Origin of the sequence: Celeribacter arenosi, assembly GCF_039539485.1 — a bacterium.
Classification (GTDB): Bacteria; Pseudomonadota; Alphaproteobacteria; order Rhodobacterales; family Rhodobacteraceae; genus Celeribacter; species Celeribacter arenosi.
Genome location: NZ_BAABDF010000007.1, coordinates 133,692 through 146,217 on the forward strand (window position 1 = coordinate 133,692; position 12,526 = coordinate 146,217).

A 12,526-nucleotide genomic window follows, 5' to 3' on the forward strand; every position below is an offset into this window, starting at 1 on the left:
AGACTCATCTTGCCCGTTCGACGAGCGCTCTGATAATATTTGTATAGTTGTCTAGATCAAAAGGCCAGATGTCTAGTGTCCGATTTATCTCCGAACAAACAGGCCCGCCAAGGTTGGATGAGCCTCCTTGCAAAAGCGCCGCCGCGTCGCGTGGTTGACCTGTTCGATGCATTCGGCTCGCCCGAATTCGAATGGCTGCGTGTCCCGGAAATTGGTTCCGTGATGGTGCGCGGTCGGATGGGAGGAACCGGATCGGCGTTCAACCTCGGTGAAATGAGTGTAACGAGGTGTTCGGTGAAACTGGTCAGCGGGGAGGTCGGGCATGCCTATGTACAGGGTCGCGACAAAGCCCATGCGCAAAGTGCGGCTCTCATCGATGCGCTCATGCAAACCGACCGCGCGCCCGAGTTGCGTGCAAAGGTTCTCGACCCGCTTTCCACTGAAATGGCGGCGGCAAAGCGCGACAGAGCGCAAAAAGCCGCAGCGACCAAGGTGGATTTCTTCACGCTCGTCAGGGGAGAAGATTGATGCAGACAGATGCTCTCGACGGAGGGTTTTCCGACCCGCCTGTACAATCATCCTACGCTTTTCGTGCCGCGCTGAACGCCATGGCACGTCCGGGCACCATAGAAGAGATGGTGGGCGGTCATGCACCCGAACCGCTTTCGCAGGCGGCGGCGACACTGATCCTCACCCTGTGCGATCATGAGACACCGATCTACCTCGCAGGAGAGCACGATTCACCCGAAATCCGCCAATGGATCGCATTCCACACCGGTACACCTATTGCGTCCCGTTCAGAAGCAATGTTTGCGCTCGGCACGTGGGACGCCTTGGGACCAATCCACGATTTTCCCATCGGGACCGCCGAGTATCCCGACCGGTCAGCGACGCTCATTGTCGAAGTGCAATCTCTTGAGCCGAGCGGCGCAAAGTTGAGCGGACCCGGCGTAAAAGACGTCTCGTTTTTGAACCTGCCCGAGGTGAATGCCTTTGCCGGTAATGCCACTCTTTACCCGCTGGGCCTGGATTTTTTCTTTACCGCCGGAAACCACGTTGCGGCGATCCCGCGGTCGACAAAAGTGGAGGCACCCTGATGTATGTGGCTGTCAAAGGCGGGGAACGCGCGATCGACAATGCCCACGCATGGCTTGCCCAGGAGCGGCGCGGGGACACATCAGTGGCCGAGCTTTCGGTGGATCAAATCCGCGAACAGCTGACGCTCGCCGTGAACCGCGTGATGGCCGAAGGGTCACTTTATGACCCAGACCTTGCCGCCTTGGCGATCAAACAATCGCGTGGCGACCTGATCGAAGCCATTTTTCTGATCCGCGCCTATCGAACGACTTTGCCGCGGTTTGGCGCATCCTCGCCGGTTGAGACGGTGGACATGGCCGTGGATCGGCGCGTGTCGGCGACCTACAAAGACGTTCCGGGCGGGCAGGTTCTCGGCCCGACATTCGACTACACACACCGGTTGCTCGACTTCAAACTCGCTGCAGAAGGAGAGGCCCCGCAGCCCGAAACTGCGCGCGCGCACGGCGACCCTGTGCCCCATGTTCTGTCGTTTCTGAACAAAGAGGGATTGATGCAGGAAGAGACCGACAACGCAGCCACGCCATCCGATTTGACCCGCGCGCCGATGGAGTTTCCGGCGGGGCGCGATTTGCGATTGCAGAACCTCACCCGCGGGGACGAGGGCTTTGTTCTATCGCTCGCCTATTCAACCCAGCGCGGCTACGCGAAAAACCACGCCTTCGTCGGTGAACTTCGCATCGGAATAGTGACGGTGGAGATGGATATCCCCGAATTGGACTTTGCCGTGGAAATCGGTGAAATCACTCTCACGGAATGCGAAACGGTCAATCAATTCACAGGATCGAAAACGCAGCCGGCCCAGTTTACCCGTGGGTACGGACTGGTCTTTGGACAAACCGAACGCAAAGCGATTTCCATGGCGCTGGTGGATCGGGCGCTGCGTTGGAAAGAACTCGGAGAGGACGATCTGGGTGCCCCCGCGCAGAACGAAGAATTCGTTCTGATGCACTCCGACAATATTCAGGCCACCGGTTTCCTCGAACACATCAAACTACCGCATTATGTGGATTTCCAATCCGAGTTGGAACTGGTCCGAAAAATCCGTCGCGATCAGGCGCAGGCCATGACGGAAACGCAGGAGGCCGCCGAATGAGGGACCAGCACTACAATTTCGCCTATCTGGATGAACAGACCAAACGAATGATCCGCCGCGCAATCCTGAAAGGCATTGCGATCCCGGGATACCAGGTTCCTTTCGCGTCCCGTGAGATGCCGATGCCCTACGGGTGGGGAACGGGCGGTGTGCAGGTTTCGGCGGCGACACTCACACCCGATGACACCCTTAAAGTGATCGATCAGGGTGCAGATGACACCACGAATGCCGTCTCGATCCGGAAATTCTTTGAACATACTGCGGGCGTATCGACGACCGAACGCACAGATGAGGCGAGCGTTATCCAGACCCGCCACCGGATTCCCGAAGAGCCGCTGCGCGAGGGGCAGATCCTCGTCTATCAGGTGCCGATCCCCGAACCACTGCGATTTCTGGAGCCGAGGGAAACAGAAACGCGCAAAATGCATGCCTTGGAGGAATACGGCCTCATGCATGTGAAGCTCTACGAAGACATTGCACGCCACGGCCATATCGCGACCGCCTATGCCTACCCCGTCAAGGTCGAAGGACGCTATGTCATGGACCCCAGCCCGATCCCGAAATTCGACAACCCGAAAATGGCAATGGCCGCGATCCAACTTTTTGGCGCAGGTCGCGAACAGCGCATCTACGCCCTGCCGCCCTATTCAAAAGTCGTTAGCCTCGATTTCGAAGACCACCCCTTCGAGGCCTCGAAAGCGGATCACCCATGCGGTCTTTGCGCCGCCACATCGAGCTATCTCGACGAGGTGATCATCGACGACGATGGCGGACGCATGTTCGTCTGCTCGGACACGGACTACTGCGCCAAGCGGCAGTCAGCGGGACATCATGGCGCGATGGCGGCCCCAACGGGAGATACGGCATGACCCCGCTCCTTCAGGTCCGTGACCTTACCAAATTTTACGGCAACCGGATCGGGTGCGCGGATGTGTCCTTTGACCTCTATCCCGGAGAAGTCATGGGAATTGTGGGCGAAAGCGGTTCAGGAAAATCGACACTTTTGTCCTGCCTTGCCAGCCATATTGAACCCGATGCAGGCGCGGTCATGTTCGATACGCGCACGCATGGGCTACGCGATACCTTCACAATGTCGGAACCTGAACGGCGCATGCTGTCGCGCACGGACTGGGCCTTTGTGCATCAGCATGCGCGGGACGGATTGCGCATGTCGGTTTCTGCGGGGGGCAATGTCGGTGAACGCCTCATGGCGGTGGGCGCGCGCAACTATGGTGCCATTCGCGGCCAAGCGGTCGATTGGCTCGAACGCGTCGAAATCGCCGAAGACCGCATAGATGATCGCCCGTCGGCATTTTCGGGCGGCATGCAGCAGCGTCTGCAAATCGCACGTAACCTTGTCACGGGACCGCGACTTGTTTTCATGGATGAACCGACAGGCGGGCTCGACGTATCGGTTCAGGCGCGTCTTCTTGACCTTTTGCGCGGTTTGGTGCGCGAAATGGGTCTTTCTGCGATCATCGTTACGCATGACCTTGCGGTTGTCCGTCTTTTGGCCGACCGTCTCATGGTCATGAAATCGGGGCGGGTGGTCGAAACGGGTTTAACCGATCAGGTATTGGATGATCCCCAACACGCCTATACGCAACTGCTCGTTTCCTCCGTTTTACAGGTATGAGACATGCTGTTTGCCTATCGCACTGAGGGTCAAAACCTCTCCCGAAATTCGCCCGAAGCACCGCTGAGCGATGCGCTCTGGATCGATGTGTTCCAACCCTCGCAAAACGAAGTTGACGCTCTAAAAGAGCTGGGCATTCCCGTGCCGAGCCGCGAGGACATGGAGGAGATCGAGGTTTCCAACAGGCTCTACCGCGAAGGGGATACAGAGGTCTTGACCGTGGTTCTGCCCGGACAGGATGCGCAAGAACGCCAGACAGTTGGCCCGGTCGCCTTCATCCTGAGCGAAACGCGCCTCGTCACAGTGCGCCATCACGCCCCGCGACCGTTTCAAACCTTTCCCACCCATGCAGGGCAATCGTCGACCGGTTGCCGCAGTGTGCGGCATGTCTTCCTCGGGCTGATCGAAGAAATCGTGGCGCGGCTTGCCGATCATCTCGAAGGCGTTGGGCATACGCTCGACAAGGAGTCGCACGGGCTATTTCTCGAACCTGCGCCGCGCAGTGTGGCGCTTGCAGGGGTGTTGCGTGCGATGGGACGTCAAGGCGAACAGATCGCCCGCCTGCGTCAGGGCCTGGTGACGGTGGAGCGGGCTCTTTCGACCTTCAGTGTCAATCTTGAGGGACATGGGACTATCGATCTGAAGCAGGTGTCGAAGGCGCAATTGCGTGACGTGCAATCGCTCTCCGTCCATTCCGATTTCCTCTCGGGACGTTTGGCTCAATTGACCGACGTTGCGATGGGAATGATCAACCTCGAACAATCCTCTGCGAGCCGGATTCTGTCCGTCGTTGCAACGATGTTCCTGCCGCCGACTCTCGTGGCCTCGGTTTACGGCATGAACTTTTCAAACCTTCCCGGGCTCGACCATCCGCAGGGCTACTTGATCGCCTCGGTGCTCATGATTGCGTCTGCCGTGGGTTCGCTCCTTCTCTTCAAATGGATGAAATGGCTGTAGAAAATGATCCGCGTCGATAGTGTTTCCAAAACCTTCACCCTCCACAATCAGGGCGGTGCCTCCATCCGCGTTATGGATCGGGCGACATTTGATGTCGGCGCGGGCGAATGTGTGGCGCTCGTCGGGGACTCGGGCGCGGGCAAATCCACCCTGATGCGCATGATCTACGGAAACTACCTCGCCGCGTCCGGTTCGATCATGGTCGGTGACACGGATGTGGCCCGCGCAGAGCCGCGCGATATCCTCGCGTTGCGGCGCACCACGTTGGGCTATGTGTCACAGTTTTTGCGGGTCGTGCCGCGTGTGGCGACGCTCGATGTTGTGGCCGAGCCGCTGTTGGCGATTGGTACACCGCGCGAGGCAGCGATTGCGCGCGCGCGTGACCTTCTCACCCGCCTGAACATTCCCCAACCGCTGTGGGCACTTTCGCCGACGACGTTCTCGGGGGGCGAACAACAGCGCGTGAACATCGCGCGCGGCTTTGCCCATACCTTTCCAGCCATGCTGCTCGATGAACCGACCGCCTCGCTCGACGCGGCGAACCGCGAAACGGTTCTGTGCCTGATCGAAGAGGCCAAATCGCGCGGCGCCGCGATTATCGGGATTTTCCACGACCAACCGGCGCGCGACCGCGTGGCCGATCGCGAAGTGGATGTCAGTGCCTTTACACCGAGAAAGGCTGCATAATGGTGGGACGTCTATTTGCCGTTGTCGGCCCATCGGGTGCGGGCAAGGACACATTGATCGACGCCGCGCGGACGAGGCGCCATGACATCCATGTCGCAAAAAGGGTCATCACGCGCCCGAGAAGCGCGGGTGGCGAAGATTTTGAAGGCGTCAGCGAGCCTGAATTCCAAAGCCGCCTCGACGCGGGTGACTTTGCCCTTCATTGGGACGCACATGGGCTGCGCTATGGCGTGCCTGCGACGATCGACAAGGCTCTGGCGGAAGGGCGCGATGTTTTGTTCAACGGCTCGCGGGCGATCCTTCCATCCGCTTATGAGATATACCCAAATCTGGGCGTCATACTGATCACGGCTTCTCCGCAGGTTTTGGCCGACCGCCTCGCGTCGCGGGCGCGGGAAACGCGGGTGCAGATCGAGAAACGATTGTCACGCGCGCAATATGACATCGCACCGGGTTTACCCGTTCGCCAAGTAATCAACGATGGCGTGCTGGAAGACGCCGTGAGCGCGTTCCTGAGCGCGCTTCAGCCGGTCAGCGGATAGCGATGCAACACATGGAAACGCCCGTCATCTCCTGCGCCGCACAGCGTCAACTCGGACACCGAGAACGGACGGGGCGTGAGCGGCATGATCGCGGGCTCAAGGACTTCGGCGACCTTTTCGGCACCCTCAGGGTCCAGCTCGCCCGACAAGGTCAGATGAAACTGAAACGCGTCGAGGACGTAGGGATATCCCCATTCGACCAGGTTGGATTCCTGATCAGCGCTCAGCCCGCGGGCCCGCCTGCGTGCGAGTTCTTCGGGCGGGGCGGGGCGTCGGTGGGCGTCGAGGCCCATCACAACCTCGGCCGCCAGCGCCGCGAGGTCCCGCGTGTTTCCCGTCGGGACGAGCGCGAGAAACCCGCCCAAACGGTGCAGTTGCAACGCCTCGCATTCAACCGGTTTGAGCCGTGCCGCAAGCCTCCCGAGATCGCTTTCGAGCCGCGCGCGCGACGACCCGTCTGCCAGCCGGAATGGCGGTTTGATCGTGCCATGAAACCCGTATTTTCGCGGCGTCGCGGTGATGTCGCTTACCGGCAACGGGAGCCCGTCCATGTCGGGATGCACCATGTCGCGACCTGTGACCGCGTCCCACCCGAGCCAACGCGCGGCGAAATCGGCAAATGGTCCCGTAGGCGGTACGTAGTAGACAGCAAATCTTTGATAGTTTTCCATGGCTCCGCACCTATTCGGGTTTTGTCACAATCCGGTGACAAAGCTGTGGCATCCGCGCAGGTCTAACAGGGGATTCTCATGCAAGAAACAATCATCACCGGTGCGCGGCTCGTTTTGGAGACCGACGTGATCGAGGGCACGCTGGTTCTGCGCGACGGCAAGATAGCCGAGGTATCGCAGGGCCGGTCCGCTGTTCCGGGCGCGACGGACTTTGACGGCGACATGGTCATTGCGGGCCTGATCGAGTTGCACACAGATAATCTGGAACGCCACATTGAACCTCGCCCGCGCGTGGACTGGCCTCACGCGGCGGCGATTTTGGCACATGACGGAGAATTGGCATCGGTCGGGATCACGACTGTGTTTGATGCCATGCGGGTCGGGTCGATCCCTGACGAGAACGACGGATACGGGAAATATGCCCGCTCATTGTCGCGTGAACTGATGGACCTGCGCACGAAGGGCGCCTTGCGGATCAACCACTATCTCCACCTTCGCGCCGAAGTTTGTTCTGAAACGCTGGAAGAAGAATTGGCAGAGTTCGGGCCACAGGATCGCGTGGGCCTCGTGAGCCTTATGGATCACACCCCGGGCCAGCGGCAGTTCCGCGATGTCTCAAAGCTCAAAGACTATGTCCAGCGAAAGCGCGGAATGACGGATGCGCAATTTGACGAACATGTCATCAAACTGAAAACGCTGCGCGACACGCATGGTGATCGCCACGAGGTAGCCGCAGTCCGCGCGGCGCGCCGATTTGGAGCCGTGATTGCCAGCCATGACGACACCACGGCGGATCATGTCGCCACATCGCGCGAACACGGTGTGAAAGTGGCGGAGTTCCCTACCACAATCGAGGCTGCGCAGGCCTGCCGGCTGGCCGGAATCGCCGTGATGATGGGGGCTCCCAACCTGATCCGTGGCGGGTCCCACTCGGGAAACGTCGCTGCGCATGAATTGGCAGAACGTGGGCTTTTGGACATCGTGTCATCGGACTACGTGCCCTCGGCGCTGATGTCGTCTGCGTTTCTTCTGGCCGACCTGTGGGACGACACGCCACGCGCGATTGCAACCGTGACGTCTGCGCCGGCAAAGGCAGCGGGGTTGGATGATCGTGGGCGGATCGCGGCGGGACTACACGCAGATCTGGTTCGCGTTACACGCCTCGATGGATCACCCGTGATCCGCGGCGTGTGGTGTCACGGACGACAGGTCGGATAGGGCGCATTAGCGCTGTTTGTTGGTGGCCATAGGCCCAAACGGTGTGATCGGTGGTAGGGTTGATCTTTGGCTTCAAGCCGAAGTCGACGCACACGATCAGAGCGTCGAATTGACCGACGCGATCCCCACTTTATGAGAGTGCACTCAGCCGACGGGAGGGAGATACGCGCCCAGCCTGCAACGCGCGATGGATCGCGTGACAAGGGTCAAGCAAGCGTGCGTCTCGGGCAGTTCGCTCCGCATTTTGACATACTCATCATACCTGTTGACAATGTGACTTGCAGTCGAAATGGTATTTGTCAATCAGCCATGCGCTTAACTGGCTGAGACAAAGGGAGGACTACCAATGAAAACTAACCGTCGTATTTTTATGTCGGGGCTCGCAGGTGTCGTGACGCTCGCCAGTACCAGAATAGGCTTCGCACAAGACAAAGGGCTGATCGCCATTCTGACGCCGAGCCATGACAACCCGTTCTTCAAGGCCGAAGCCGTTGGCGCAGAAGCACGCGCAATCGAGCTGGGCTACGATACGATTGTTCTCGTGCACGACGATGACCCAAACAAGCAATCCGAGCTGTTTGATACCGCCATCGCACGTGGCGCAGCTGCAATCATTCTGGACAACGCCGGTGCGGATGCGACGGTCGCTGCCGTTCAGCGCGCGAAGGATGCGGGCATTCCGTCGTTCCTGATCGACCGCGAAATCAAAGAAACAGGCATCGCCATCAGCCAGATCGTTTCGAACAACTACCAAGGCGCGCAGTTGGGCGCTGAAGAGTTCGTCCGGATCATGGGCGAAGAAGGCAACTACGTTGAACTGGTTGGTCGTGAAGCAGATACAAACGCCGGCATCCGGTCGTCTGGCTACCATGACATCATCGACCAATATCCTGATCTGGTCATGGTCGCGCAACAATCTGCGAATTGGTCCCAAACGGAAGCCTTCGAAAAGATGGAGTCCATTCTGCAGGCAAATCCTGACATCAAGGGCGTCATCTGTGGCAACGATACGATGGCTATGGGCGCATGGGCTGCACTGGAAGCTGCGGGTCGTGACGACGTGATTGTTGTGGGCTTTGACGGGTCCAACGACGTTCGCGACAGCATTCTCGCCGGTGGCATCAAGGCGACTGTTCTGCAGCCTGCCTATCGCCAAGCGCAGCTCGCGGTTGAGCAGGCGGATATGTACATCCAGACCGGGACAACCGGGCTTGAAGAAAAGCAGCTCATGGATTGCGTGCTGATCAACGCGGATAACGCGGCCGATCTCGAGACATTCTCGCTCAGCGGGTAGGTCGCGAGACTTCAAAAAAGATGGACCCGATTTCACGGTCGGGTTCTTTTCTGATGAACCGGGGGAGCCATGCGTCATTCATTTCTGTTTACTGTCATCGCCATAGGCACATTTTCGGCAACGGCGGGTTGCAAGATCGTCAAGAACGTTGACCCAAACGAAGCCGGCGAAGTTGCCGCCGCGATGACGGATGAAGAACGCATGGCAAACTACGCTCGTGAGATATGGGACACTGATGTGATCCCGACTGTCGCGGCGCATTTGGTTCCGCTTGACGAATTGCGCAGCGCACTCGCCCACGACGTTGACGCCGCCGGCGAAGCTCATGGATTGCGCCCTGACGGTGAAGCGAACCCGTGGAATTTCGCGATCACCGGCACAGGGTCGGTGATCGAGGCCAAAACCGAAAGCCGCGCGGCAAAGCTGCACCTCGATACAGTCGGTGACGGCGAGATTGATGTGACCTTGCAGCTTGGTCCGATCGTGCGGGGAACCACGTTGCGCGATGCGATGCCATTCCTGCTCTTTAGCAATTTCCGCGACCAGATCGAGTTTGCGAAACTCGGCAACGGTCTGAACGCGATGGCGCATGAACGACTGACGATCCCGGAGGGGGATCTTGTCGGCCAAACCGTAACGTTCGAGGGTATGTTCACCTTCAAGGATCTGGAAAGCACGCTCGAAGTGGTCCCCACCGCCATGACCGTCGGGGAGTGACGATGAAACACCCTATCGGTCTTTCCATTCGCAACGGAACCAAGGTTTACCCGGGCACAGTTGCGCTGAGTTCTGCAGATTTTGATCTGCATATGGGCGCGGTCAACGTGCTTGTCGGGGAAAACGGCGCAGGTAAATCGACGATGATGAAAGTCATCTCAGGTGTCGAGCAGCTGACGAGCGGTCAGATCCTGATCGACGACACACCCGTCACGTTCAGGACTACCGACGAAGCCAGCCGCCACGGGATCGGGATTGTGTTTCAGGAACTGAACCTGTTCCCGAACCTGACTGTGGCGGAGAACATTTTCATCGCCCGCGAAAAAACCCGTGGTCGCGTAGACATCGACAAAGCCGCGCAGCGCGAACAGACCCGCGCGTTGATGGAACGTCTTGAACAGGACATCGACCCTGATGATCTGGTGGGCGATCTGCGGGTGGGGCAACAACAGATCGTCGAAATTGCGAAATCACTCGCCCATGACGCCCGCATCCTGATCCTCGACGAACCGACGTCCGCCCTTTCCGCCGCCGAGGTGGAAATCCTGTTCCGCGTGATTGCGGATCTGAAAGCGAACGGCGTTGGTATTGTTTATATTTCCCACCGCCTTGAGGAATTGATCCGCATCGGGGACTACATCACGGTTCTGCGCGACGGCGTCATCACAGGCGCGCGCTCGATGGAAGGCGTCGATATTGATTGGATCGTGCGCAATATGATCGGCGAAAGCGGTAAGGACTTTGCCAAGGAAATTGATCACCCGTTTGGCGAAGAGGTTTTCCGTGCCGAACATGTATCGCTTGGCAGCTCTGCAGGCGGGCTGTTGGTGGATGATGTTTCCCTCTCGCTGAAACACGGGGAAATATTGGGGATCTATGGCCTGATGGGGGCTGGGCGCTCTGAGTTTCTCGAATGTGTCATTGGCCGTCATCCGCACGCGCGGGGCCAGATGTACGTGGATGGCGTTGCCCTAAAAGAGAAGACCGTCGCGGGCCGAATTGGCCGCGGTCTCGCGCTTATTCCAGAGGATCGCAAGAACGACGGATTGGTTGAAATTCTCTCGATCCGCGAAAACATGACCCTGTCGAGCCTCAAGAAGTTCACCCGCGGACTATACATGAGCCTGACCCACGAACGTCACACCGTCGCGGATTTTGTAAAACGCATGACGGTCAAAATCGCTTCTGCGGAACACGCGGTGTCGTCGCTGTCCGGCGGGAACCAGCAAAAGGTGGTCATTTCAAAGGCGCTGATGACAGACCCCAAAGTCCTGTTGATGGATGAACCCTCGCGCGGGATCGATATTGGCGCCAAGGCCGAGGTTTTTCGGGTCATGCGTAAACTCGCCGCCGAAGGGCTCGGGATCATTTTCGTGACCTCGGACCTCGACGAAGTCATGTCTCTGTCGGACCGCATTCTGGTGATGTCCAACGGGCGGGTGACCGGTGAATTCAACCGACAGGACGCAACGAACGGCGCATTGGTCGAGGCATCGGCTATTGGCCATGCCACTTCGAGCCGTAAAAAGGAGCACGTCTAAATGGCCGATCAAACTGTTTCTGCCCCACCGTCGCCATCGAGCCCCGATGCCCTGCTGATCTTGCTCAAGGCGCGCACTTTCATCGCATTGATCCTGGTGTTTGCCTTTTTCGCCTTCAACGCGCCGAACTTTTTGTCGACGGCGAACATGGTCATTATGTCCAAACACGTGGCGCTGAACGCCTTTTTGGCGATCGGAATGACATTCGTCATTGTGTCCGGAGGGATCGATCTATCCGTCGGCTCAATCGTCGGACTATGTGGCATGGTAGCGGGATATCTGGTGCTGAACGGCATTGATGTCGGGCTTGGGTGGTCCATTCAGTTCAATACGTTCGAAATCTGTTTGCTGGTCATTGGCGTGGGCGTGTTCATCGGCGCGATCAACGGGTTTTTGATAACCAAGCTAAACGTGGCCCCCTTTATCGCCACGCTTGGGACGCTCTATGTGGCCCGCGGCGCCGCCATGCTTAGCTCGGACGGGCGGACGTTCCCGAACCTGAACGGCAATCCGGAATACGGATCAGACACGTTCCGCTGGATCGGTGCCGGTGACATTCTGGGCGTCCCCGTATCTATTGTTATGCTCATCGCCGTCGGTCTTCTGGCGGCCTACATCGCGACACGCACACCGCTTGGCCGCCATATCTATGCAGTTGGTGGCAATGAACGGGCCGCTGGTCTGTCTGGGATTAAGGTCAATCGCACCAAATATTTCGTCTATATCTTCTCCGGCTTTTGCGCCGCTTTGGTGGGGCTCATCATCTCGTCGCAACTGGTCGCCGCCCACCCCGCGACAGGCAACACATTCGAACTCAACGCGATTGCTGCGGCGGTACTCGGGGGCACATCAATGTCGGGTGGTCGTGGACGCATCGGCGGCACAATCATCGGTGCCTTCGTTATCGGCGTCCTATCGGACGGCTTGGTCATGATGGGCGTGTCCTCTTTCTGGCAAACCGTCATAAAGGGACTGGTTATTATCGCCGCTGTGGTCATCGATCAGGCCCAACAAAAGGTGCAGGCCCGCGTCGCGCTACAGGCGCAATCGGCCATCGACAACTAAGGGAGAG

At 58.6% G+C, this 12,526-nt stretch carries 14 protein-coding genes; 13 read left to right on the plus strand and 1 reads right to left on the minus strand.

Going from position 1 to position 12,526, the window contains the following annotated elements; all coding sequences use genetic code 11:
* Positions 1–75: 75 nt before the first annotated feature.
* From phnG to phnN, 8 genes are read left to right on the plus strand one after another with little or no spacing between them, the layout of a single operon-like run.
* Positions 76–528: a phosphonate C-P lyase system protein PhnG gene (phnG, locus tag ABD815_RS08285; protein WP_344846222.1), complete on the plus strand. Its 453-nt coding sequence runs from the start codon at positions 76–78 to the stop codon at positions 526–528.
* Positions 528–1,097 carry a phosphonate C-P lyase system protein PhnH gene (gene phnH / locus ABD815_RS08290; RefSeq protein WP_344846223.1) on the plus strand — a complete coding sequence of 190 codons (570 nt, stop codon included), beginning with the start codon at positions 528–530 and terminating at the stop codon, positions 1,095–1,097. The genes phnG and phnH overlap by 1 nt, the downstream gene beginning before the upstream one ends.
* A complete protein-coding gene (locus ABD815_RS08295) occupies positions 1,097–2,191 on the plus strand; it encodes a carbon-phosphorus lyase complex subunit (RefSeq protein WP_344846225.1) in 1,095 nt (364 codons plus the stop codon). Before phnH ends, ABD815_RS08295 begins: the two co-directional genes overlap by 1 nt.
* Positions 2,188–3,060, plus strand: coding sequence for an alpha-D-ribose 1-methylphosphonate 5-phosphate C-P-lyase PhnJ (locus ABD815_RS08300; RefSeq protein ID WP_344846226.1), 873 nt, complete (start codon positions 2,188–2,190; stop codon positions 3,058–3,060). Before ABD815_RS08295 ends, ABD815_RS08300 begins: the two co-directional genes overlap by 4 nt.
* Positions 3,057–3,827 (plus strand): phosphonate C-P lyase system protein PhnK, encoded by a 771-nt coding sequence (gene phnK, locus ABD815_RS08305; protein ID WP_344846228.1) that lies wholly within the window; start codon positions 3,057–3,059, stop codon positions 3,825–3,827. Before ABD815_RS08300 ends, phnK begins: the two co-directional genes overlap by 4 nt.
* 3 nt (positions 3,828–3,830) lie before the next feature.
* Positions 3,831–4,784, plus strand: a complete 954-nt coding sequence (locus ABD815_RS08310) for a CorA family divalent cation transporter (RefSeq protein WP_344846230.1) — start codon at positions 3,831–3,833, stop codon at positions 4,782–4,784.
* 3 nt (positions 4,785–4,787) lie between these two features.
* Positions 4,788–5,471 (plus strand): phosphonate C-P lyase system protein PhnL, encoded by a 684-nt coding sequence (gene phnL, locus ABD815_RS08315; protein ID WP_344846232.1) that lies wholly within the window; start codon positions 4,788–4,790, stop codon positions 5,469–5,471.
* Positions 5,471–6,013 carry a phosphonate metabolism protein/1,5-bisphosphokinase (PRPP-forming) PhnN gene (phnN, locus tag ABD815_RS08320; RefSeq protein ID WP_344846234.1) on the plus strand — a complete coding sequence of 181 codons (543 nt, stop codon included), beginning with the start codon at positions 5,471–5,473 and terminating at the stop codon, positions 6,011–6,013. Before phnL ends, phnN begins: the two co-directional genes overlap by 1 nt.
* Here phnN and ABD815_RS08325 read toward each other — a convergent pair.
* On the minus strand, positions 5,995–6,684 hold the full coding sequence (locus tag ABD815_RS08325; protein WP_344846236.1) for a DUF1045 domain-containing protein: 690 nt from the start codon (positions 6,682–6,684) through the stop codon (positions 5,995–5,997). The genes phnN and ABD815_RS08325 overlap by 19 nt on opposite strands.
* 78 nt (positions 6,685–6,762) lie before the next feature.
* On the opposite strand from ABD815_RS08325, the gene ABD815_RS08330 reads away from it, so the two are divergent.
* The 5 genes from ABD815_RS08330 to ABD815_RS08350 all read left to right on the plus strand — a co-directional run bounded on the left by ABD815_RS08330 (position 6,763) and on the right by ABD815_RS08350 (position 12,519).
* Entirely contained in the window at positions 6,763–7,902 is a 1,140-nt protein-coding gene (locus tag ABD815_RS08330; protein WP_344846238.1) for an alpha-D-ribose 1-methylphosphonate 5-triphosphate diphosphatase, read from the plus strand.
* 346 nt (positions 7,903–8,248) lie between these two features.
* Positions 8,249–9,196, plus strand: a complete 948-nt coding sequence (locus ABD815_RS08335) for a D-ribose ABC transporter substrate-binding protein (protein ID WP_344846240.1) — start codon at positions 8,249–8,251, stop codon at positions 9,194–9,196.
* A 69-nt stretch (positions 9,197–9,265) separates the two neighbouring features.
* Complete coding sequence (locus ABD815_RS08340) at positions 9,266–9,913, plus strand: DUF2291 family protein (protein ID WP_344846241.1); 648 nt, start codon at positions 9,266–9,268, stop codon at positions 9,911–9,913.
* 2 nt (positions 9,914–9,915) lie between these two features.
* On the plus strand, positions 9,916–11,454 hold the full coding sequence (locus ABD815_RS08345; RefSeq protein ID WP_344846243.1) for a sugar ABC transporter ATP-binding protein: 1,539 nt from the start codon (positions 9,916–9,918) through the stop codon (positions 11,452–11,454).
* Positions 11,455–12,519, plus strand: coding sequence for an ABC transporter permease (locus ABD815_RS08350; protein WP_344846245.1), 1,065 nt, complete (start codon positions 11,455–11,457; stop codon positions 12,517–12,519). It abuts the gene before it with no gap.
* The last annotated feature ends 7 nt before the right edge of the window (positions 12,520–12,526 follow it).